General features: G+C 69.4%; 17 protein-coding genes and 2 pseudogenes. 5 read left to right on the plus strand and 14 right to left on the minus strand.

Annotation, left to right across the window (positions count from 1 at the left end):
- Nucleotides 1–72: 72 nt before the first annotated feature.
- The 4 genes from CHB98_RS15715 to CHB98_RS21750 form a co-directional block, all read right to left on the minus strand.
- Entirely contained in the window at nt 73–501 is a 429-nt protein-coding gene (locus CHB98_RS15715; protein WP_089306547.1) for a DUF3237 domain-containing protein, read from the minus strand.
- Between the two features lie 173 nt (nt 502–674).
- Nucleotides 675–1,919, minus strand: coding sequence for a polyhydroxyalkanoate depolymerase (locus CHB98_RS15720; protein ID WP_089306548.1), 1,245 nt, complete (start codon nt 1,917–1,919; stop codon nt 675–677).
- A gap of 185 nt (nt 1,920–2,104) precedes the next feature.
- Nucleotides 2,105–2,698 (minus strand): tetratricopeptide repeat protein, encoded by a 594-nt coding sequence (locus CHB98_RS15725; protein WP_089306549.1) that lies wholly within the window; start codon nt 2,696–2,698, stop codon nt 2,105–2,107.
- Between the two features lie 32 nt (nt 2,699–2,730).
- Nucleotides 2,731–2,874 carry a hypothetical protein gene (locus tag CHB98_RS21750; protein ID WP_179224562.1) on the minus strand — a complete coding sequence of 48 codons (144 nt, stop codon included), beginning with the start codon at nt 2,872–2,874 and terminating at the stop codon, nt 2,731–2,733.
- A 282-nt stretch (nt 2,875–3,156) separates the two neighbouring features.
- Here CHB98_RS21750 and CHB98_RS15730 point away from each other — a divergent pair, with 282 nt between their 5' ends.
- Entirely contained in the window at nt 3,157–4,362 is a 1,206-nt protein-coding gene (locus CHB98_RS15730; protein ID WP_179224564.1) for an MFS transporter, read from the plus strand.
- A gap of 252 nt (nt 4,363–4,614) precedes the next feature.
- Here CHB98_RS15730 and CHB98_RS15735 read toward each other — a convergent pair whose 3' ends face one another.
- The 4 genes from CHB98_RS15735 to CHB98_RS15750 all read right to left on the minus strand — a co-directional run bounded on the left by CHB98_RS15735 (nt 4,615) and on the right by CHB98_RS15750 (nt 9,614).
- Entirely contained in the window at nt 4,615–5,502 is an 888-nt protein-coding gene (locus CHB98_RS15735; RefSeq protein ID WP_089306551.1) for an alpha/beta fold hydrolase, read from the minus strand.
- A 605-nt stretch (nt 5,503–6,107) separates the two neighbouring features.
- On the minus strand, nt 6,108–6,731 hold the full coding sequence (locus CHB98_RS15740) for an antibiotic biosynthesis monooxygenase (protein WP_089306711.1): 624 nt from the start codon (nt 6,729–6,731) through the stop codon (nt 6,108–6,110).
- Between the two features lie 121 nt (nt 6,732–6,852).
- Nucleotides 6,853–7,314, minus strand: a complete 462-nt coding sequence (locus tag CHB98_RS15745) for a hypothetical protein (RefSeq protein WP_245821218.1) — start codon at nt 7,312–7,314, stop codon at nt 6,853–6,855.
- Nucleotides 7,315–7,916: 602 nt separating this feature from the next.
- Entirely contained in the window at nt 7,917–9,614 is a 1,698-nt protein-coding gene (locus tag CHB98_RS15750) for an AIPR family protein (protein ID WP_089306552.1), read from the minus strand.
- A 247-nt stretch (nt 9,615–9,861) separates the two neighbouring features.
- On the opposite strand from CHB98_RS15750, the pseudogene CHB98_RS15755 reads away from it, so the two are divergent.
- A pseudogene (locus CHB98_RS15755) lies at nt 9,862–11,082 on the plus strand (IS256 family transposase).
- A 428-nt stretch (nt 11,083–11,510) separates the two neighbouring features.
- Here the strand turns inward: CHB98_RS15755 and CHB98_RS15760 are convergent.
- A complete protein-coding gene (locus CHB98_RS15760) occupies nt 11,511–14,486 on the minus strand; it encodes an Eco57I restriction-modification methylase domain-containing protein (RefSeq protein WP_089306553.1) in 2,976 nt (991 codons plus the stop codon).
- Nucleotides 14,487–14,581: 95 nt separating this feature from the next.
- On the opposite strand from CHB98_RS15760, the gene CHB98_RS15765 reads away from it, so the two are divergent.
- The gene (locus tag CHB98_RS15765) at nt 14,582–16,201 is read left to right on the plus strand and encodes an N-6 DNA methylase (RefSeq protein ID WP_089306554.1); all 1,620 of its coding nucleotides are present in this window, start codon (nt 14,582–14,584) and stop codon (nt 16,199–16,201) included.
- Between the two features lie 232 nt (nt 16,202–16,433).
- Here CHB98_RS15765 and CHB98_RS23115 read toward each other — a convergent pair.
- The 3 genes and pseudogenes from CHB98_RS23115 to CHB98_RS15770 form a co-directional block, all read right to left on the minus strand.
- Nucleotides 16,434–16,628 (minus strand): annotated as a pseudogene (locus CHB98_RS23115) (hypothetical protein); the annotation flags it as partial.
- Nucleotides 16,629–16,688: 60 nt separating this feature from the next.
- On the minus strand, nt 16,689–16,961 hold the full coding sequence (locus CHB98_RS23120) for a hypothetical protein (protein WP_483866707.1): 273 nt from the start codon (nt 16,959–16,961) through the stop codon (nt 16,689–16,691).
- Entirely contained in the window at nt 16,958–19,540 is a 2,583-nt protein-coding gene (locus CHB98_RS15770) for a DEAD/DEAH box helicase (RefSeq protein WP_218822389.1), read from the minus strand. Before CHB98_RS15770 ends, CHB98_RS23120 begins: the two co-directional genes overlap by 4 nt.
- A 420-nt stretch (nt 19,541–19,960) precedes the next feature.
- Here CHB98_RS15770 and CHB98_RS15775 point away from each other — a divergent pair, with 420 nt between their 5' ends.
- On the plus strand, nt 19,961–20,560 hold the full coding sequence (locus tag CHB98_RS15775) for a DUF4352 domain-containing protein (protein ID WP_179224566.1): 600 nt from the start codon (nt 19,961–19,963) through the stop codon (nt 20,558–20,560).
- Between the two features lie 233 nt (nt 20,561–20,793).
- Here CHB98_RS15775 and CHB98_RS15780 read toward each other — a convergent pair whose 3' ends face one another.
- Both CHB98_RS15780 and CHB98_RS15785 read right to left on the minus strand, forming a co-directional pair.
- A complete protein-coding gene (locus tag CHB98_RS15780) occupies nt 20,794–21,693 on the minus strand; it encodes a phosphorothioated DNA-binding restriction endonuclease (RefSeq protein WP_089306556.1) in 900 nt (299 codons plus the stop codon).
- The gene (locus tag CHB98_RS15785; RefSeq protein WP_143425111.1) at nt 21,690–22,280 is read right to left on the minus strand and encodes a hypothetical protein; all 591 of its coding nucleotides are present in this window, start codon (nt 22,278–22,280) and stop codon (nt 21,690–21,692) included. Before CHB98_RS15785 ends, CHB98_RS15780 begins: the two co-directional genes overlap by 4 nt.
- A 271-nt stretch (nt 22,281–22,551) precedes the next feature.
- Here CHB98_RS15785 and CHB98_RS15790 point away from each other — a divergent pair, with 271 nt between their 5' ends.
- Entirely contained in the window at nt 22,552–22,866 is a 315-nt protein-coding gene (locus CHB98_RS15790; protein ID WP_089306558.1) for a DUF3303 domain-containing protein, read from the plus strand.
- Nucleotides 22,867–22,945 lie beyond the last annotated feature (79 nt).

Consider the following 22,945-nt stretch of genomic DNA (forward strand, 5'->3'; position numbering starts at 1 on the left):
CCGTGCACAGGCCGGCGGCGCCGGGGCAGCGGACGGGCCGGTGATCGGTGTATCGACTCCGGGCCGGTCTGCTCAGCGCACCTCGTACCACTCGTAGTCGATGGTCAGGTCCTCGTGGACGATCCCCTTGCCCACGGCCTGGACCCGGTTGAGCCAGGCGTAGCGCTCGTCGCCGGTCTCGAAGCGCGGGGCGGCGTAGATGGTCTTCGGCAGGTCCATGCCGTCGGACACGTCCATCCGCCCGTGGTACTGGCAGAGGACCAGGGCTCCGTCGTGGGTGCGGACGGTCGCTCGGACGTCGAGGGTGGCCGTGCCCTCGGGTCCGACGAGCAGCCAGTCTCCGGAGGCGGCCCCGGCCAGCTCGCCGCTGAAGCGCTCCCCCTCGAACTTGACGCTCTCCTGCTCGAAAAGCAGTCGCGTCCCGGTCGGCCCCGTCCCCACCTCGAGCGGCGGCCTCACGGTGATGTGCATCGTGCACAGCGGCACCAGCTCGATCGTCATCGCCCCTCCCCGGGTCCTCGGCAGGCGGCGACGCTAGCGTCGCCCCCGAGGAGGGCACCGGGGTCTTCCGGCACTGTCCCGCGTCACGAGGAGCTGTTGGGCACGCTGGGTGATCGGAAGCTGACTCGGCGTCCCGAGCCGGGCCGCCGCTGCGGCGGCCCGGCCACGGGCGGTCAGCCGGAGGATGCGGTCCGCTCGACGGTGCGCACGGACTCGATGAACGAGCGGACGACGGGGTAGATCTCGGTGTCCCAGCGGGAGCCGCTGAACACGCCGTAGTGGCCGACGCCGTTCTGCAGGTGGTGGCGCTTGCGCTCGGCCGGGATGCCGGTGCACAGCCGGTGGGCGGCCTCGGTCTGGCCGGGGGAGCAGATGTCGTCCTTGGCGCCCTCGACGGTGAGCAGCGCGGTGTCGCGGATGGCGCCCGGGTCGACCCGCCGTCCCCGCCAGGTGAAGCGCCCGGTGGCCAGCTCGTGCTGCTGGAAGATGCGGCCGACGGTCTCCAGGTAGAACTCCGCCGGCACGTCCATGACCGCGCCGTACTCGTCGTAGAAGGCGCGGGTGGTCGCGGCCGCTGCCGTGTTGCCGGCGGCCAGGTCGCGGTACATGCGCAGGTGGGCGTCGACGTGCCGCTTGGGGTTCATCGACATGAACGCGGTCAGCTGCACGACGCCGGGGTAGACCCGCCGTCCGGCGCCCTTGTACCGGCGCGGGACGACGTCGATGAGCCGGCGCTCGAACCAGGTCAGCGGCTTGCCGCAGGCGGACAGGTTCACCCGGTTGGGGTTGACCCGGGTGTCGATCGGGCCGGCCATGAGGGTGAGGCTGGCCGGGGTGGCGGGGTCGCCGTCCTCGGCCATGAGCGCGACGGCGGCGAGCACCGGGACGGCGGGCTGGCACACGGCCAGGACGTGGGTGTCCGGGCCGAGGTGGCGCAGCGCGGTCATGACGTGCTCGATGTACTCGTCCAGCCCGAACGGGCCCTCCGAGGCGGGCACGTTGCGGGCGTTGTGCCAGTCGATGACGTACACGTCGTGGTCGGTCAGCAGCGTGCGGATGGTCGGGCGGACCAGCGTGGTGAAGTGCCCGGACATCGGGCCGACGACGAGCACGCGCGGCTGGCCGGTCACCGAGGGCCGGTCGAAGTGCAGCAGGGTGCCGAACGGCGTGGTCAGCGCCGCGCGCTCGACGACCGGGACCTCGCGGTCGCCGACGGTCACCGAGTCGATGCCGAACGCCGGGCGGTCGTGCGTGGGCCGCGCCTTGGCGAGGATGTCGAAGGCCGCGCGCACGTGCCGGACCGCCGGCGCCTTGCCCAGCGGGCCGGGCAGGAGGTGCAGGGCGCGGGCGGTGAGCTCGGATGCATGGAGGACCGGCGCCGTTGCTCGGCGGTTCAACTCGTAGGCGGTGTAGAGCATCGGCCTGCCTCGTCACTCGGTCGGAAACACGACGGTGACCTGTGTCACCTGGCGGAAACGTTAACCGCAGTGAACGACATCGGCGCGGGCGGCTCGCACGGGAGGGTGTCCGGAGGGCCGCCGCCGGCACGTGCGTCCGGCCTGCACCAGGGGCAACAGGCGGCTCTCGACCGGCGCGGGGCCGGTCAGTCGGGGGCGACGCGCTCGCCGAGCAGGGCCGAGGTCACCAGCGCGTCGTAGTCGTCGAGTGGCAGGCCGAGCGCGTCCCGCACCCGCAGGCGCGCCATGAGCAGGCCGGGGGCGTCGTCGGCGGCGGAGAAGTCGCCGTCCTCGACGTCGGCGAGCGCCCGCTGGGCGCCCAGGGTCAGCCAGCGGTGCGCCTGGCGCAGGTCGCCGGCCAGCTCGTAGGCCTCGCCGACGAAGAGGTGGACGTCGCCGTCGGCGGACCGCTCGCGGCGCAGCTCGTCGGCCAGCTCACGGGCGCCCTCGACGTCGCCCGCCTCGAGCAGCCCGCTGTGCAGGTAGCAGCGGACGTCGGGCGGCACGGGTTGCCCCGCGGCCACCGCGCGGCGGAACAGGACGACGGCGCCGTCGTGGTCGCCGGCGGCGGTCAGGTGCTCGCCGGCGCGCACCAGCAGCGCAGCGGGATTGACGGCGTCGTCGGGGTGCGGCTCGGCCGCCCACGCCTCGAGCTTCTCGGCCGCCGCGCGGTGCTTCTCGGGTGACGTCGCGCGCGCGTAGAGATCCTCGACCTCGTCGTCCGTCAGCGGTCCGCGCACCGGGCCACGGTAGGCCGTGGGAACCGCCGAGGTCAGTACGCGTCGTCGTCCCTCCACCGGCGCACGGCCGCGAGGAAGGCGTCGGCGGACGCATCGACGGCGGCCAGAGCGTCGTCCGTGAGCCCTTGGCGGAGACCGCGCTCGGCGTGCCCGAAGCGGATCAGGTCGCGCAGCACGTCCGCCGTGCGGTCGAGGTGCGACGCCGTGCTCGGTCGGGTGGAGCGGTGAGCTGACCCAGGCGGTCGACCTGGAGCGAGGCGACGTCGATGGGCCGGACAGGCCCGGTCGTAGTGGACGCGTCGGCAGGGTCGCCGTCGACCCGGGGAGGGCGGCACGGCAGCATCCGGTGGCGTGACCGCTCCCGCGCCGCGTCGTCGTCCGCGCCGCCTGATGCCGGTCGGGGCGCTGCCGGTGCCGGCGGCTGCGGCCGGCCGGCCGGACGCCGGGCCCGGTGGCTCGTGACCCGGGTGCGCCCCCGGGTGCTCGTGCTGCTCGTGGCCCTGGCCTCCGGGGTGGCGCAGTCGTTCGGCCGGTTCTCCTACGCGGTGCTGCTGCCGGCGATCGACCGCGACCTCCTCGGCTCGTACGCGGTGGCCGGGCTGGTCGGCACGGCAAACGTCGCCGCGTACCTGGTGGGGACGTTCACGGTCAGCGCGCTGTCGCGGCGGATCCGCCCCGCGGCGGCGATCAAGGCCGGCCTGGCCGCCTCCGCCGTCGGGCTGGGGCTGCTCACGGTCGCGGGCAGCGCCGTGCAGCTCGCCGTCGGGCTGACCCTGACCGGGCTGGGCGGGGCGTTCATCTGGGTGCCGGCGCCCGGGCTGGCCGGGTCGGTGGTGCGCCCCTCACGGCGCGGCGCGGCGATCGGGGTGGCCGGGTCGGGCATCGGCGCGGGGATCGTGGTCGCCAGCGCGCTGGCCGCCGTGCTGCACGCGCGGGGCGGCGACGCCAGCTGGCGCACCGTCTACCTGGTGGAGACGGTCATCGCGGTGGTGACCCTGGTCGCCTGCCTGGTCCTGCTGCGGCCGGCGCCGCACCGGCTGGACGCCCAGCCCGTCCGCGCCAGGGCGCTGCGCCGGGTGCCCGGCTGGGTCGGGCTGACCGGGGGGTACGCGGCCTACGGCTTCGCCTACTCGATCTACACCACCTACCTGGTCACCGCGCTGGAGGACGACGCGGGTTTCTCCGCGGGCCACGCGTCGGCGGTGTACACGCTGGTCGGCGTCGCGCTCATCGGGGGCGGCCTGGTGCTGGGGCTGCTGTCGGACCGGTGGGGCCGGGGGCGCACGCTGGTGCTGGGCTTCCTAGTGATGGCCGGGGCCATCCTGCTGGTGCCGGTGGGCGTGGAACCGCTGGCCTCGGGCTCGGCGCTGCTGTTCGGCGCCATGATGTCCGGGCTGCCGGCGGTGATCGCCGCGCACCTGTCCGAATCGTTGACCCCGCGCGAGTTCGCCGGCGCCTTCGGCCGGTGCACTCTGGCCTTCGGGGTGGCGCAGCTGTGCGGCCCGCCGCTGGGCGGCGCGCTGGCGCAGGCGACCGGCGGGTTCCTCGTGCCGTTCGTGCTGGCCGCGGCGGTGGCCGTCGCCGGGGCGGGGCTCAACGTCGGTGTGCTGCGCGCGACCCGGGAGCCGGGTCGCAGCGACGTGGGTCTGCGGCTCAGCCGATGAGCTCCTCGAGGAACCGCTAGGTCTCCGGGTCGGTGGAGTGGAGGTGCACGCCGCGCAGGCCGCGGGTGAGCGGCACCTCGTAGCTGTCTGCAGGTCGAGCTCGGCGTCGCTGACCTTCCTGGTGTTGCGGAAGTCGGGGTCGCGGTTGGCGCTGCGGACGGCGAGCCACCGGTCGGTCCGCCACACGAGGTCGGGGCCGAGCAGGACGCCGTGCGGGTCCCTGGGCGGCAGGAGCCGGCGGCCGGCTTCGCGCTACCTCCAGCGGTTGATGAACTCGACCGCCGCGGCGTTGACCTCGTCGGGGTCCGTGGCGCTCAGGAAGTGCTGGCCGCCCTCGACGACGCGAAGCTCGGCGCCGGCGCTGTTGACGAACAACTCGACCTCGGCCTCGGCGTTCGGTACCGAGTAGACGCGGTCGGCAGTGCCGTGCAGCCACAGGACCGGGCACCGCACGCTGTCCAACCGGCCGTGCAGGCCGTCCCGGTCACGCAGGTTGATGCTGCTGATCCGGAGCCGCTCACGTCCGGCGTCGCCGGCGTAGTTCTCCTGGTGCGTCTCGTGCCAGAACGCGCGATCGTCGGCCGGCACGTCCTCGCCGAAGCCCTCGGCGAGGACGGCGTCGACGAGCTCGACCGGGATGACCCAGTCGTCGCCGACAGCCTCGGCGAGTGCGTCGATGGCGGGCGTGCAGAACTCGATCCCGTCCCAGCACCCCAGCTCGCGACTGCGCTGGCTCTCGAAGTCCATCGAGGTACCGAGCGGGATGATGCCCGTGACGGTGCCGGGGGCCAGCATGGCCATGCGTGCCGCGACCCATCCGCCTTGCGAGGTGCCCAGCACGAATGCCTGTGAGATGCCGAGCGCGTCGAGCACCTGCAGCCCCGCGATGGCGGTGTCCCAGTAGGTGAACTGCCCGTACGAGGCGCGGGTCCGGCCGTGCCCGTAGGGCTCGAGGGCGAGCAGGTTGGCGGTGGCGGAGAGCTTCTCGTCCGCGAACTGCGGCCGGTACAGCTCGACCGAGGTGCTGAACGAGTTGACCATCACCAGGGTCGGGAGCGATGCGTCGTAGGCCTTGCCGAACCGGTAGCCGATGGTCGAGCCACCGAGGTGGGGGATCTGGATCGTGTCCGTGGTGCTCATGGGTTCCCTCGTCGTCATCGACTGGGTGGGCAGACCGGACGGCGGCCTGGTCGATCCCGGCCATGGTGGTGGCCGCTCACCCCCGGGTCAATCGGCGACCGGAGGCACCCGGGGCATCCCGATGCGGACCAGGGCGGTGCCCTCGGCGGCGATCAGCTCGGCGACGTCCTCGGGCATCTCCGCGAAGTCGTCGTCGTTCTCCGGCTGGTCCTGGGCGAGCCTCTCGATGCCGGCGTCCTCGTCCGCGCCGCGGCGACAGGCTTCCGCGGAGCACCTTCGCCAGTGGAGCAGCGGTCTGTCGTGGAAGACCTGGCGCGGGCTCAGCCGGGGCCCGTGCAGTTCGGAGACGGCAGCGAAGCACGAGCCCTTCGCCGCTGCCCAGCATCAAGGGGAGCCCCGGAGCGCCACCAGGGACGTCGTCCGCCACGGCGTTCGCCAGGGTGTCCCTGCCTCTCGCAGCGTGACGGACGTGGCGACGGTGCCCGAAGCCGGCCGGCTCCCCGGTGAAGACAGGGACGCCGGGGAGCCCTGCTCAGGGCGGGGGCTTCCGGCGGAGGCGCGGGCGTCGGCGGCCGGCGCGGGGTGGCCCGCGCCGGCCGCCGTCCTCAGGCCATCTCGGGGACGCGCAGGTGGTGGATGGCCAGGTCGAACTCGGCCACCTCGGTGATCTCCATGCCCAACCGCCGGCTGAACTCCTCCCGGATGGACATGACCTGCTGGCGGGAGGCCTCCATCGCCGCGCGGTCGTCGTACACCGCGGTGAGCGTGCCGCGGCCGGTCCCGCGGTCGATCATCAGGCTGAGGCTGCAGAAGCCGGGGACGCCGTCCATCCGCGGGAGCAGGCTGGTGCGGACGGCGTCGAGGGTCTCCTCCATGCGGGCCGGGTCGACGCGGGTCCAGGTCACGCGGGCGCAGGCGTCGTCGCCGGCGTTGTGCGCCCGGTGCACGACGGCGATCTCCCACTCGTCGACGCTGATGTCCCGGGCACCCATCACCTCCGCGGCGCGCTGGCGCATCTGGTGCACGCTGTCGGCGGTGGCGCGCATCGCCTCCTCGGAGTCCCAGCTGGCCGTGACGATGCAGCGGCCGCTGTCGCGGTCGCAGAGCATCGACAGGCCGATGCAGCCCGGCATGCTCTGCAGCGCGGGCATGACCTGGTCGCGGACGTGGGCGATGCCCTCGTCGATGCGCTGCGGGTCGGCGTGGACGGTGGTGGAACGGGCGTACATGCCGCCCTCCTTCCGGATGGCGGGCGGCGCCCCTGCGGCGTCGCCGCGCGGCACATCGTTCTCCCGCCGGGGCCCGGTGACAACAGGCTCGGCGTCGGCGGTCGGTGAAGCGACCCGCGAGTCAGACCGTCTCGGGAGCCCGCAGGTGGGCGAGGGCGAGGTCCATCTCGGCGACGTCGACGACCTTCGCGCCCATGGCCTGGGCGAACTGCTCGCGCAGGACCCTGGCGTGCTTCCGCACCAGGCCGGCGGCGTCGCGGTCCGCGAAGCTGGTGACGCTGACCGTGCGGCCGGTGCGCCGGTCGACCAGCAGGCTGACGCTGCAGAAGCCGGGCAGCTCGCGGAGCCTGGGCATCAGGTTGTCTCGGTACGCGTCGAGCAGGTCGTCGACGTGGTGGGTCGGGATGCAGGCCCAGGTGACCTGCGCGCCGGCGCCGTCCCCGGCCGGGCGGTCCCGGTGGACGACGGCGATCTCCCACTCGTCGACGTCCGCGTGCTCGCCGCCGACGGTGTGCTGCAGGCGGTGTGTCGGAGGGTGCGGGCGTCCTCGGCGGTGGCGCGCATCGCCTGCTCGTCGCTCCACGACGTCGTGACGATGCAGCGACCGTCCTCCCGGCTGGTGAGCATCGACAGGCCCAGGCAGCCCGGGGACTGCCCGATCGTCGGCAGCACCTCGTCGCGCACGTAGGCGATGCCGGCGTCGAGGTTGCTGAGGTTGCCGCGGATGCTGGTGGATCGGGCGTACATGCCACCTCCCGTTCGGGCGGCGCCCCGGCGGCATCGCCCCGCGGGTCAGCTTCTCGGCCGTTAATCCACCAGGCAATGGCTTCGGCGAGGTGTGCGACGGCTGTCGGCGCGCCGGGGCATGCGGAGGCCGCCACGCGGCGGTCAGAAACCCGTATGGGCGCGCTCGCGGGGCCGCCGCGGCCTCTTCGACGCTTGGGGGTTCCGGTCGCCGACGACCGAATGCCACTGTGAAAAGAGAGGCAAACAGCAACGGCTGGACCGCCACTCATGCCACCGCTGAGATAGCAGCCACCCGGCCGAGGATCGAGCCCCGGCCGGGTGGCGACCGCCACCGGCACAAACGGTGGCTGTACTAGACGGAGCAACTTGACGACGCCGAAGTGAGCGCGTCACGCGGTCCGTCGTCTCCGCGGATCTAATGCCTATGTGGTCCGGAAACTAGGCATCCTGTGGCGCCAGGTCGAACAAATAGCCGGGATCACGGCTGTGGAGACGCCGCGAAAAGGTAACGATCTCGCGGCGAAGAGGAGCGATGCCCGTGGTGCTCATGAAGACCGTCTTGGCATCAAAGTCGCCATCCTCTCGGACAGCCGTGTCGACGGCATCCTTGACGTAATCATTGATGTTACTTGCGACATCACGGGCTCGTTCGGTAAGGAAGCTAAGCACCTTGTCCGTTTGATTCGGCAGCCATAGCCCAGGCTTCTCGAGTAGGCGTGCTCCCGCGTCCGTCAAAAGTAGTAGCTCGGCGAGCAAGGATACGACCACGAAGCGAACCGACGAAAACGACGACCGTAGCTCGCCTCGAAGGTCATCGCGCGCCACCTCGACTGCCTCGCTAATCAAGCTCAGCAAGAACAGCTTATCGGCGTCTATGTCAGATGAAAAGACACTGTGATAATCCTGGTCGAAGAGTCTAACTTTTCTTACGGCAGCTGCAGGGCGGCGCCGATACGCCGCCATAATGAGCTGCGCGGCCAAGGTGTTATCTAACGAGCGGTCAGCGTAACCTCTTTCGCCCACCTTAATCGTGTAGGCGAACGTGGACCCAAACTTCTCCTTGACGTGACGCTGTAGATCCAGCTGAATTGAGTCCGTTGAACGCTGATCGCGAATGTTCACCGCATTCTGGTTGTTTGCCCTGTAAGTAATCGTGTCGCTCAATGTGCTATTGGGGTCGGGTAGCTGGATGACCTTCACCAACAACTTTAGTTGAGGTGTAAGTGTCTGACGTGCTCGATGAAGGGCCAATAGGGATTGGCAACCATTCACAACGGTTACTCCTTGAAGGCCAAGGCGAGATCCGCGCACCTTGAGGCCAAGCGTAAGGAGTGTTATCCCGTTGTGAGATGCGGGAAACAGCTCATGCTCACCTGGATCTGCCACCGTCTTGGCCAGCTCCCGATTGATCCGAGTATTGCCGGCAGACAGTCGGACATTCCTGCTGAAGAGCGTCAGGTCGTCAAGTCCCGGGAGCTTCACAAGCTCCGTCGCTGGAACGAGGGCGACCGCCAGCTTAGCCTGACCGTTGAGCTCGTCAAGAAGGGGAGCTGTGGCTGCAATCAATGTGGTGTGTTCTGGCCTGACTCCCGCGCGGACCACTCTTTCGGCTACGGCTGCAACGCGCTCGCCGTGCCATACGTCTAACGCAGGCTCCTGACCGGCCATGGCTGCCTGGAAACTCGATCCGGCAGCGTCCAGTGTGGCGTTTGACACAAAGACGAGGCGGCGTACCCTATATCCTTGCGCGATTTTGTCTCGAACTTCGTGCCTAAGGAGAAGGCGTCGCAGTTCGAGGTTCGGGCGACTGGCAAGAAGGCCGTCCACACTTTCCGGCGTTAGAAAGTATCTGGCAGCGCCCATGAGGTTTTTCATGTCATTATCGCCTTGCGTTTTCGTCGAGCTTTCAATTCGCTTGCTTTGATAGAGAGTGACCTCGCTCAGGTCGTCATTGACGGTCAGAGCATCAATACCCTTGTCCCCGCTGCCGTCACAAATGGCTAACGGGACTTCTTCTGGGTCCAATCGTTCGACATGAGTAAGGAACCAAGCAAGCATGGCGGCGCTAGCTGACCGATCACCGATCTGATGTACAGCAAACTGGCTTTCGAGCAGCCTGCGGGAGGTTGCGTCCATGGACCCATTAGACGGTAGTTGATCCAAAGTTGTGATACGACGCGCCAGGGGCTGGCCGAAACACGCGTCGGCACCGACGGTGCAACCTGCGCGAGTAGCCGTTCGTCGGCTGGTCGCGGTGACGTCCCAAGAAGTGGTGTAGCTGGTCGGAGGTCCTGAGCTCGTCGGCGAGTGCTGGCGTGCGAGGGACCACCGCGTGGATGTTCTGCGTGTTCCCGCCAAGGTTCACTCAGAGAACGGCCACGCGATGGCCCTGGACCAGTCTGCCCTGCTCGAGGCACTCAAAGCCGCCGACGTCGACACCGCATCCGTACCACCACCGAGACGCTCTATCAGGCGTTGATCGAGGCCGAGCTCACCGCGGTGATCGGCGCCAGCCCACACGAGCGCACCGAGAACCGCACCGCCCAGCGCAACGGGCATCGGGCATCGGGCGCGCACGCTGACCACGACCGCCGGGGATCTGGAGCTGCGGATCCCCAAGCTGCGGGCTGGCTCGTTCTTCCCGTCGCTGCTGGAACGCCGCCGCCGGATCGACCAGGCGCTGTTCGCGGTGGTGATGGAGGCCTATCTGCACGGCGTCTCCACGCGCAAGGTCGACGACCTGGTCCGCGCGCTGGGCGCCGACACCGGCATCTCCAAGTCCGAGGTCTCCCGGATCTGCGCCGACCTCGATGCCGAAGTCAGTGCCTTCCGGGACCGCTCGCTGGCCGAGCAGGCGTTCCCCTACGTCTTCCTGGACGCGACTTACTGCAAGGCGCGGGTCAACCGCCGGGTGGTCGCCCAGGCCGTCGTGATCGCCACCGGGGTGGCCGCCGACGGGCACCGGGAGGTGCTCGGCTTCGCGGTCGGTGACTCTGAGGACGGCGCCTTCTGGACCGCCTTTCTGCGCTCGCTCAAGGCCCGCGGCCTGGCCGGCACCCAGCTGGTCATCTCCGATGCCCACACCGGCCTCAAGAGTGCGATCGCCGCGGTACTGCTGGGCGCCAGTTGGCAACGCTGCCGGGTGCACTTCATGCGCAACGTGCTCGCCCGGGTGCCCAAGGGCAACGCCGAGATGGTCGCCGCCGCGATCCGCACGATCTTCGCCCAGCCCGACGCCGAGCACGTGCACGCCCAGTTCGACGTCATCGCCGGCATGCTCGGCCGCCAGTTCCCGCAGGTCGAGGCCATGCTGCGGGAGGCCCAAGACGACCTGCTGACCTTCACCGGCTTCCCGATCGGCCACTGGAAGAAGATCTGGTCGACCAACCCACTGGAACGGCTGAACAAGGAGATCAAGCGGCGCACCGACGTCGTCGGCGTCTTTCCCAACCCCGCCGCCCTGCTCCGCCTCGCCGGCGCAATCCTGGTCGAGGCCCACGACGAATGGCAGGTCTCCGACCGCCGCTACCTCTCCGAAGGCTCCATGGCCCTCCTCAACCGACTCGACGAGGAGGTGGCGCAGCCGGCACTGATCGCGTCATAGTCCAACTCGCAGACCCTCCTCACGGCCGCGAGCTACACCACGGCGCGGGACGTCACCCCTTGGGGCTCGGTGGCCGCCGTAGAAGCGTCGCGAAAGGCCAGCCTTCTTTACCCCGCCACCTGGTGACACAAGTGAGGCGGCCGTGGCGCGACGAGGCCAACCCCCGCTGGCGTACCTCCGCAACGACTTCTTAGTCAGGCGCCGCACTACTCTTCTTATAAACGCACTCCTGGATGAGCGAGCCGAGGTGGTTGTGCGGCGTTGCGGCACCAAGCCTAAAGGCTTACGCCCAGCCCAGCTGGAGGAGGATGGACTCGAACGTCAGATTTCCACCTGCGACCGTATGCGGCCAGAACCTGGCTCGACCGCGAGTTCGACCCCTTATACGCATATCGGTAGGCGGAACCGGCCGTCGGGGGCAGTTGCTATCAGAGGGCAGCTTGTACTTGGTCCTCGGTCAGGCCGTACGCCTTGGTGATGATTGACCGGTTCTCTGAGGCAAGATAGCCTCGGCGTTGAATTATCGACGCCCGGAGCACGCTGTCGTTCTCCTCGCGAAGCCGGTGTTCAAGGGTCTGCAGCTCCGTGGTGTTCCGCTCCAGTTCGGCCACCGCTCCAACAGGGAGTGGCGGAATCGGGACGTGCCTCAGTGACTCCTTGGAGTGCACGACGAACCCGCCCTGGAAGGCGCGGGCCCGGGCGGCCACGTAGGCGTCGACGGCCGGGTGGGACAGCAGTGCGATGACGACCTCCACGGAGATCGGGCACCGCGGTGACGGGCGGAGCAGCGTGTACGGGCCGCTTCCCCCACCCGGGACGACGTGATTGAGCCGGTCCGGCACGTACTGCGGTACGACGGACAGGGTGCGGTTGATGATCTTGAGGCCGTCCATCCTCCACAGGCTCTGAGTACGTCCGTACGCCCAGAACGCCTCGTCCAGGGTCACAGCCCGTGCGCGCAACCGGCCTTCTTTGGCGCGCAGGTAGGCGAGAGCCTTCGGGAATGTGGCCGCCATCGTCTGGGGGTCGAACGGTGTGGCCCTCCCGCGCTTGTGGCCGGGGCGGGGCTGTGCCACCTCGTAGGGGAAGATCGCGACGTAGTCGCCGTCGGGTTGGTCGCCGTAGGGCGCGAGGGGCACGTCGCGGATCGCGGGGCGCAGCACCCCTCGCTCGATCGGCCAGCGGACACCGTCCTCGTCCAGCACATCCACGCACTCGCTCGCCGGATCGTCCGCTGCGACCCGCAGCATGAAGACGTCGTCCGCGGAGGTCTGCACTCCCACGAAGATGTCCACCCAGTTCTCGTCACCGAGGCGAGCGATGGCCGCGGTCTCCATCGCGGCGAAGGCGGACGCGCTTTCGGAGGCGGCGATCGGCCAGACGGCCTCTCCCAGCTCCGAGCGGGGGATCGATACCTGCGTGACGGCCTGCGGATCCCCGCTGAGGTACCCAGGAGCGTCGGAGACCAGCGACACCTCCAGGTTCGACGGCTCGTCCGTGCCGCAGGCGACGATGAGGCAGGTGTAGGTCAGGCGACCCGGGAAGAGCTGCTGGACCCCGAAGTGCACGAGCTGCCGCAGCCTCTTCCCGAGGACACCGCGCAGCCGGCTGCCTGCCGCCGACGACGTGAAGCCGTGCTTGACGACGAAGGCCAGTGTGCCGTCGGGCGCGAGGAGACGGAGTGATCGCTCGATGAAGATCATGTACAAGTCGAAGTTGTGCGACTGGGCCGAGGCACACCCAGAGCGGGGATCCTGGAAGTACTCCAACTGATCCGGCATGTACGAGGCGAGCACCTGGATCCGGATGTACGGCGGGTTTCCGACGATGCAGGTGAAGCCGCCGGCCCCGTGCACATCCGGGAAGGCGCGTGCCCAGTCGAACGGCGCAACGGCGGCTCGCACCTCGGGGACGGCGGCCGCGTCGGGGACGATCCGGTCGAAGTCGGGGCCGACGACGGCATTGCCGACCTGCAGGTTGTGATTGAGGCTGGGCAGCACCGCGTGCGCTGAGGTGATGTCCACCAAGTCCTCCCCCAGCACGACGAGCAGCAGGCTGAGACTCGCCACCTCGACGGCCTCACCGTCGATGTCGACGCCGAAGACGTGTGTGCGCGCCAACCGTCCGCGACCTGCCAGGTCGAGAGGTCCTGTGGCGGCCTCCGTGTGGCAGATGAGGCGCTGGAGGGCTGCGACGAGGAACACGCCGCTGCCGCAGGCCGGGTCGGCCAGCGTGAACTCCGCGGGAACGGGCTCACCCGCCACGAGGTGCGGGCCCACGGCCAGGTCGAAGAGTCTGTCCACCACGGCCGCCGGTGTCGGGACGACCCCTCCCGCATGCACCAGCTCGGGCTTCGGGACCAGCGTCACGACCCGGTCTGCGTCGATCTCGATGCGTTCGGCCAAGAACTGCTCGTAGAGGGCGGCGAGCGTGTCGGGCTCCAGGAGGCCGAAGGCGAACTTGCTGTTCGGCCAGTAGAGATCCCGGACGACCGAGCCGAGCACGTCCGCATCGACCTCGACCGCGTCGAGCGCCCGGAACAGTCCAGCGTTGAAGACCTCATCCGCCCGCTTGAACTGTTCCGGCAGCGCGTGGGCCGCGGAGGATCGCAGCAGGTCCTCGTACCGCTTGATGTTGCGGTCCTCGCACACCCGGAGGAACAGCAGCGCGTTCAGGAGTCGCTGCGTCAGCCGGCCGACCTGAGCCGCGGGAAGTGCACGATCCCGGTCGGCGATTCCCTGGGCCAGCTGACGGCGCCAGCCACGGAAGTGCTCGAGGAAGCTCCGGTCGAAGGGAGAGGCTCCACGCGGGGGTTCCGAGTACTCGTACACGGAGTAGAAGTCGTCACCGGCGACGGATTCGTAGGACAGTCGTTGCCAGAGGTCGTCGAAGTGCGGCACGTAGTCCGTGTACGCGAAGCGACATCCGGGGATCACGGCGAAGTCGGTCCCCTGCGACTCGTCGGGCTCGTTCAGCGTGTCGAAGACGACGAGCTCGGAGAAGTTGGTCAGGACGGCGGCGGGCAGCCGCAGGGTGAACCCGTACGTCCGCGTCTGGTGGGCGGATTCGCGGCTGAGCGGCAGCCGGACGGAGGGCTTCTTCGCTTCCCAGGGAAGGCGGTCCCGACCGTCCACGCGCAGCCGGTAGTCGGGCCTGCCGGTGCTGCCCTCCTCCGAGAGGGTCTGCTCGACCACGACGTCCCGGAGCGCGTGAGGGAGGCCTTCGTCGTTGTCGACGTCCCAGCCGAGGATGCGCAGCATCTTGTCGATGTAGTCGAGCCTGACCTGGGCCTCCGGGTACGTAGATCCGGCCGCTTCCAACGAAGCGCGCTGCGTGGCGTACTGCTCCACCAGCCTGGCCAGCTCTTGCCGTGCTGCCTCCTTGTCGAGGCGGATGAATCCCACGCCGCGAAGCACAACACGGTAGCGGCGCTGAGCGAGCGCAGACACGCACTGGTGGGCGGCCGCGACTTGTCGGTACCTCAGCCGATACTCGTCGCATGCCTCGCTTCACCAGCAAGATCGCGCCAGATGTCGACAAGCTCAGGGGCGGCTACTACACACCCGACGCGATCGCCCGGGCCTTGGCGGCCTGGGTGGCGGCCGCCGGGCCCCGGCTCCTGGAGCCGGCGGCGGGGGACGGCGTCATACTTCGCCACCTCGTTGCCGAGGCCGGACCGGCGGACGTGCTGGGTGTCGAGCTGGAGCCGGATGAGGCGCGCCGCGCTGGTGAGCACGGTGACGTGGTCCAGGACGATTTCTTCCGCTGGTTCGACGAGGCTCAGCACGGCCGCCGCGACGGTGTTGCGGGCAACCCGCCGTACATCCGTTTCGGCAACTGGTCAGAGACCGAGCGGGAGCGGGCCCTGCGCTTCATGCGCCAACAGGGGCTACCGACCACGAAGCTGATGAACGCTTGGATGCCCTTCGTCGCGGCGTCCGTGGTCGCGGTCAGGGAGGGTGGCCGCGTCGGCCTCGTCCTGCCCGCGGAACTCCTTCAGGTCGGCTATGCAAAGGCCCTGCGCGCCTACTTGGTGGACAATTGTGCGGAGATCACCTTGATTTCCTTCCGGAAGCTCGTCTTCCCCGGCATCTTGCAGGAGGTCGTGCTCCTGCTGGCAACGCGCGGGGAGGGCCCAGCCGTGATGCGTGGCGTGGAGGTCCACGACGCGGCCGACCTGGGCGACCTGGACCTGGGCGCAGTTCCGGCGGTCGTCGCGCCACTGCACGACAGTGAGAAGTGGACGAAGTACTACCTGGCCGCAGACGAGATCGTCGGATTGCGCAGCATGCGCGAGGATCCTCGGCTGACCACTGTTGGCGCTTGGGCCTCGGTCGACGTGGGCGTCGTGACGGGCCGGAACAGCTTCTTCACCATGACCGCGGGAGAGGCTGCTGCACTCGGTCTGTACGAGCTCACCAAGGGGCTGGTCTCGCGTAGCGCGCAACTCACCGGCGTCGCGTTCACCAGCGCGGACCTGGACGAGCAGGCCGCCACGGCAGCACGGACCCGACTGCTCGACGTGCCCCCGGACGTGACGCCGGAGAACCACACCGGCCTGAGGCAACACATAGCCGAAGGTGAAGCCGAGGAGGTTCACCGGGGCTATAAGTGCCGAATCCGCCGTGAATGGTGGCGCGTTCCCTCGACAGGCTCCCCTGATGGTTTTATGTTGCGACAGATCCACAGGTATCCACGGATTTTCGCCAACCATACCGATGCGACGAGCACGGACACCGTCCATCGCGTGACCCTGCGCAGGCTTGATGCCACCGCTGCGCAACTTGCCGTTGCGGCGCTGAACAGCGTGACCTTCGCATCAGCGGAGGTGGTGGGTCGCAGCTACGGCGGAGGGATCCTCGAGCTGGAGCCCTCAGAGGCCGAGCACATGCCCATCCCAAGTCCTGCCCTCGTGGACGAGGCGTTAACGACGAAGGTCGACGAACTGCTCCGCGAAGGTCGTACCGATGACGCGGTCGAATTGGTGGATCAAGCGCTGCTGATCGACGCACTGGGATTCGCTCGCGACCAGGTCCAGTCCGCCCGTTCCGCGTGGGTGCGGTTGCGTGATAGACGCGGTGGCCGTGGTCGTTCGAGCAGATCAGCCACCGAGGCGTAGCGGCTTGGTGGCTGTAGAAGGTTCATCCGCTCGTCGGGAATTCTTGGCGATCGCCACTGGGGGCGGCGAACCATCCGTCGTCGGCGACGATTGGCAAGTAGCGTGTCCCTCGAACGTGGTGTGGTGCCGTGCCGTTGGGTGATCCCGTAAGGCATTGGCTCAATTAGTGGACAAGATGCGGCAGGCGATCTTCATTCGAGTCAACCATTTTTGTTGGGTGAATGAGGCGGGTTCAGGCGACCCTCGCGGCGTGGAAGACATCGGCCGGCAGAGCGTGGTTGAGCTGCCAAAGGATGAGCATCGGGCGCTCGCCGGTGTGGGACATGTAGGTCATCGGCCCGGCGTAGAGGTACGGCGCCGTACCGAGCGTCCCGTCCGCCGTCTTGGACTCGCGGACGAACAGGTGCACCGACGTGCCCATCTCCCGATGGTTGACGTAGCGCTGCCCGGTCGCTGACCGCTCCGCCGTCGCGTTCTGCGACTCCCACTAGAATAGCGTCGGAGTGATGGCGTGGTCGGCGTACATCGTGGTGGGGGAGAAGTGCGCCTCGGTCTTCTGCAGGGTCACGAAGAAGACGTCCGTGCGGTCGCTCGGCACCCAGCGCACGCCCGAGCCCCACGTGCCGTTGAGGTCCTCGAGCCCGAAGGCCGCCAGCGCCTCGTCGCGGCTGTAGCGCGCATGCACGTGCAGCGGTCGGTCGCCGGCCTCGCTGAGCGGACGCGCTACTCGGTGGATCCGCTCGTGCATGACGTCGCTCAACTCGACCAGTTCCTCAGCGCGACCCCGGTTGGCGAGCAGCCGAGCCAGAGACGCTTCGACGCTGCTGAACGGCGTCCGCGAGCCGAACAGCGAGAAGTGCAGCATCGCGACCAGCCGCCGCAGTCGCGCACTGGTCCGCTCGGCGGCGTCCGGCTCCGTGACCGACCGGAGGAGTTGCAGCCGCTCCAGGTCGTCGCGTGCAACATCCGGCCCAGCGCGGCACCGAGCGCGGCGTCGTCCGGACCTGGCGTGTCATCGATCCAGCCGGCTGCCCGCTGGAGGTCCAGCCAGCTGCGGCCATTGCCGCGGTAGAGGTCCTCGAGCTCGATGCCCGTCTCCTCGAGGAAGTCGGCCAGCGACGGCGACTGCTCGCGCGTGGCCTCGTTCACCAGACCCTTCCACGACACGCTCAGCGACTGCTTGATGTTGTCGAGGACGATCCGCTGCGCCATGCGGTCGAGTTCGATGTGGCAGCCGGCCGGCAAGGTGGGGAAGCCCTGCTCGACGTCGCGCGGCACGCCTCGCCGCGAGCTGCCGGTCAGCGCGCGGAACCGTAGGTCGAAGCGGAACTCCCTGTGCTGGGCGCCGATGAAGTCGAGGACGGTCAGGCAGGCCTTGTCCTCGGCCAGGCGCAACCCGCGGCCCAGCTGCTGGAGGAACACCGTCGCGCTCTCGGTGGGTCGGAGGAACAGCACGGTGTCGACGGCCGGGATGTCGAGCCCCTCGTTGAACAGGTCGACGGTGAAGAGGACGTTGACCGTGCGGTCGCGGAGCGCGGCCAGTGCGGCGGCCCGCTCTTCGCGAGTCGAGGTCGCCGTCACCGCGCGGCTCGGGATGCCGGCTCTGGTGAACCGGTCGGCCATGTACTGCGCGTGCTGAACGCTGACGCAGAACCCGAGGGCTCGCATCCGACCGGGGTCCTCGACCTTATCCTTCACCGCCTGCAGGACCAGCCGGACGCGGTGGTCGTCGCCGGTGTAGACGTTGGTCAGCTCGGTGGTGTGGTATCCGCGGCCGCGCTTCCACCGCAGCTGGTTCAGCGCCACGTCGTCGTGGATGCCGAAGTACTGGAACGGCGCGAGCAGCCCTTGCTTCAGTGCCTCCCACAGCCGCAATTCGACCGCTGTCCGGCCGTCGAACCAGCGTCGGACGTCGCCGCCGTCCGTCCGCTCCGGTGTCGCCGTCAGCCCGATCAGGACCTTCGGCTGGAGGTGTTCGAGCAGCCGGCGGTAAGTGGCCGCCTCCGCGTGGTGGAACTCGTCGACGATCACCATGTCGAAGTGCCCCGGGTCGAGCTTGGCCAGGTCGAGCTGGGTCAGCGACTGCACCGACCCGAAGACGTGCCGCCACTGCCGCGGCCGTTGCCCGCCGACGAAGAGCTCACCGAAGTCGCCCTGCCGGAGGACGTGCCGGAACGTCGACAGGCTCTGGGTCAGCAGCTCCTCGCGGTGGGCGATGAACAGCAGCCGCTCCACGGTGCCGGCCGAGCGCAGCCGCCGGTAGTCGAGCGCGGAAACCACCGTCTTGCCGGTGCCGGTCGCCATCACCACGAGGTTGCGCCAGCGGTCGTGGACCTCCCGCTCGGCCTGCAGCTCGTCGAGGATCTCCTGCTGGTAGCCGAACGGGCGGACGTCGAGCGTCGCGATCTCGATGGGCAGGTCCGTCGGGCCGCCGCGCTCCGCGCTGAGCGCCACCCGCAGCCGGTCGCCGTCCCGGCTCGGCAGGTAGTCCTCGAACGACGGGTCGACCCAGTAGCTGTCGAAGGTCTCGGCGAACGTCGTCAGCAGGTGCGACTGCTCGACGTTGGACAGCCGTACGTTCCACTCCAGTCCGTCGAGCAGCGCCGCGCGGGAGAGATTCGAGCTGCCGACGTACGCCGTCGACATGCCGGTGCCCCGGTGGAACAACCACGCCTTGGCGTGCAGCCGCGTCGTCCGGGTCTCGTAGGAGACCTTGACCTCGGCGCCGAGCTCGACGAGGCGGTCAAGCGCGCGCTGGTCAGTGGCGCCCATGTAGGTGGTCGTGATGACCCGCAGCCGGGCACCGCGCTCGCGGAAATCGGTGAGCGCGTCCTCGAGGACGCGCAGGCCGTGCCACTTGACGAAGGCGCACAGCAGGTCGACGCGGTCGGCCGACGCCATCTCGCGGGTGACCTCGTAGCCGATCCTCGGCTGGCCGCGGCCGTTGACCAGCAGGGCGCTCGTCGAGAGCGGGACGGCCGGCCGCTCGGGGAACGCCACGGGCCCGGGGACGCCGCTCGGCGGGGCGACCGCCAGCAGGGTGCGGGCGGGATCGGGGACGGCGGCGTCATGCTCGACGCTGTCGGGGGCCACGGCGGTGATGGCAGCGACGATGCGGTTGGCCAGCTCGACCTGCCGGCTGACAGCAGCCGCGTCGCCACCACCGGCGGCCCGCAGCGCCCGACCGGCGAGATCGGCAACGTGCCGGGTCAGCGTCTCGTGCGCGTCGGCCGGATCGAGCCCGCCGAACTGGACGAGGTCGGCGGGGGTGGCTGCGAGGCCCTTGCTGAGCCGATCGGTGACCAGGTGCTCGTACAGCCCGGTGGGCACGTCCCCCATGAGTTGAACGTAACCGTACGGTCTCGCTGTGCCTTCTGCGACGCACGGAGACAGACGTCGATCCTGTTCGAGGCGACCGATCTCGCGAGTCGGTCAACGGCTGTACCAGTAGCGCTTGGGCGGATGTCCAAGCCAATGGACGGGACACAAGCGCTGGGCCCGCGGACGAAAGCGGAGGACCACTCGTTCGAGTCACGTAGTCGGCGGGAGAACTTCGCGACCTTGTGGATCTTGCGAGAGTGAGCCGTCGGTTCCCTCTCATGGGGGACTGAGCATCCGGCTCATCAACTGTGGCGCCCGCCAGCGCAGGAGAGGACTGACGTGACGCAGCCTCCGCCGTACGGTCCCTACTACCCACAGGGTCCTGGGCCGTATTCGTCGCCACGGCAGACGCCCCTGCACAAGCGGATGTGGTTTCTCGTGGCGGCCACCGTCATCGGTGTGCTTCTGCTGGCTTCCGCACTGAGCGACGGCAGTCCGCACCCGACTGCTCCGGCGGACTCCGGGGAGGCCGTCAGCGGCCAGTCGTCTACTGACCCCCAACCTGCCGAGGCTGTCACAGGTGAGCCTGAGGTGGCTGAGCCGTCCAACGACGTTGCTCCACCGCAAGCCGCACCACCGACTCGAACAGGCATCGGGCAGCCGGCCGCCGATGGCGACTTCAGTTTCGTCGTCAACGGTGTCGACTGTGGCCGAACCCAACTCGGCGACCAGTACCTCAACACGAAGGCGCAAGGGGTCTTCTGCATCGTCGACCTGGCCGTCACCAACATCGGTGATGGTCCGCAATCTTTCTCCGGCGAGAACTGCAGCCTGTTCAATGCCGAAGGTCAGAAGTTCTCGGCGGACAGCGAGGCGGCGATCTACCTCGAGGATGCCGAATGGCTCTATGAGGAGATCAACCCGGGTAACAGCCTTGCCACCAAGGTCATCTTCGACGTGCCGGCCGGCATGACGCCTGTGTCGATCGAACTGCACGACTCGGTCTTCTCCGGTGGTGTAATCGTCAACCTCGTGTGAGGCTCCATCCCCAGAACGTTCATGTCGAGGAGCCTCGGCAGGAGGTTGGGCTGCGTTCCGCGGTCATCTCGAGGCGACCCGGCACCGCATGCTGACACACTACGGACGTTCACTAGACTATGGGCTTCAGGTGAACGGGTTGCGTTCTGAAGAATCGACGCCGAATGCACGCATGTGACGGCGTGCGTGTCCCTATTCGGCGGACGGGTGACGCTTCGATCTAGGTGTCGTAGTCACCCGGCCAGCGCCATCCCCTGGAAGACCTGCTCGCGGTGCCACAGGACGTGCCGCTCGGCGGGCGGGGGGGTGCCGGGCCGCGGCCGCAGCGGCCGGCCGTGCAGGTCGTACACCGCGCGGCCCTGCGGAGTGCGGGCGGAGAAGCGCCGGGAGACGACCACGGCGAGGTCGTCGTCCAGACCGAGCATCCCGCGGTCGAACAGCTTGTGGTGCAGCGAGCAGAGGGCGAGGCCGTTGTCCAGGTCGTCCGGACCGCCCAGCGTGAACCAGCGGACGTGTGCCGCCTCGATGCCGACCACGGCCCCGCCGGCGGCGCCGTCGAAGCCGCAGAAGGCGCACTGCCGGTCCCACGCCTCGATGACCCGGGCGGGCCAGGCGCCGCTGCGCCGCCGCGCTCCGGGAGCCGCACCGGTGGAGCGGCCTTCCAGCAGTTCCGGGTCCAGGCCGACGGCGACCAGCACGTCCGGCGCCACCGTCCCCGGGAAGTGGCTCTCGACCAGCCCGCGGGCGACCGTGCCCAGGAGGTCCGGCCGGGCCCGCAGCGCCGTTTCGAGAGAGGCCTCCAGCCGTCCGGTCACGCCGTCTCGGAGCGGGCCGACGTTGTCCATCGGGACGTCACGGTCGAGGGTCCAGACGCCGTCCGCGCGCAGGCGGGTGAACGGGTAGGCGGCGCTCTGCGCACGTGAGGTCCTCGACGTCGGCCCGAAGTCCCGCAGCAGGTCGGCGAGCTCCTCCTCGGTCTCCGACCAGGGCAGTGCGCTCGACCCGCGCGCCGCGAGCCGGCCCAGCGCCAGAAGGACCAGCAGCGGCTTGTGCGGGGAGCGCCGTCCGTCCTGCTGGTGCTGGCGGAGGGACGACAACCGCTCCAGCACCTGCTCGGCGTCGGCCGCCGTCACGACCGATCACCCTTGACGACCTCGCGGATCCGCTCCGCCAGGTCGGTGTAGCCGACCGCCGGTCCGGCGAGCACCTCCACCCGGGACAGGCGCATCGTGCGCTGCCGTGTCGCGGCGACGGTGTGCCGGGGGAGGACCCAGAAGGACCACTGCTCGACGTCCAGCGCGTCGTACCGGTCGTGCTCCGCGGCGGTCAGGACGGCGAAGACGTAGGCGTCCGCGTTGTACGAGCCCGCCGCGCTGCAGCCGTCGGACTCCGACCAGGTGCGGGCGCTGAGGCCGCCGAACTGGATGGTCGACAGCCGCGACTGCGGCCACGACTGCAGGTAGGCGCCCGACGTGACCTCCAGCCGAGCGCCGTCCGGGGTCAGGACGTCGTACGCATCCCACTCGACCCGCGGCCTGGTCGCGGCACCGACCGCCCGGGCGACGAGGAACTCGGTCAGGAGCGACCGCACGGTGGTGGTGCGCAGGTCCGACATGCTCCAGGCCCAGAAGTCCTGCAGCGATGCGCCCGCTCGCTCGATGGGCTCGCGGCCGGTGAGGAGACCCGGCGCCGGCGGACTGCCCCACCCCGTGCTGTCCATGCCCGTAGGTTCGCTGACGGCAGGCCACGGCCGGGGGTACCGCGCCGGGACGCCCGGGACGAGACGGCGGACGGCGGTCCCGGGCTCTCCGGCTCCGGCGCGCCCGTCGGTCCGACCCGGATCCTGGTGCCGGAGCGGCTCGGGTCGTCAACTCGCCGTGTCGACTCGTCGAGATGGCGACAGGTCGTCACCCGCGGTCGCCGACGTCCTTGCGCCTCCGCGCCGGTCCTCGGGAGCCTCGCCACCCACCGCACGTCTGGGGGAGAGGGACATGAAGTACGTCGTCACGTGGCGGGAGCGGCCGACCGGTTCGGTCGCGGAGTACGAGGCCGCGCAGAAGCGGGTCCTCGACATCTCTTCCGGGTGGGAGATGCCGAAGAGCCTGGAGTTCCACCAGTTCGTCGTCCGCCTGGGTGAGTTCGGCGGGTACGCCGTCGTCGAGACCGACGAACCGGCCGACCTGGAGTACCTCACCACCGTCTACGCCGGCTTCTCCTTCACCGTCGAGCCGGTGCTGGACGTGATGGACGCCGTCGCCGCCGAGACGCGCGGGATCGAGTACCGGGAGTCGTTGCACACCCGGTGACCGGCGATGGCACCGGCCGGCACGCACCGAGCGGGTCCGCAGCGCCGTCGGTACAGTGAGCGAGGTCACGCCACGCTGA

The sequence above is a fragment of the Geodermatophilus pulveris genome (assembly GCF_900188375.1).
Taxonomy (GTDB): Bacteria; Actinomycetota; Actinomycetes; order Mycobacteriales; family Geodermatophilaceae; genus Geodermatophilus; species Geodermatophilus pulveris.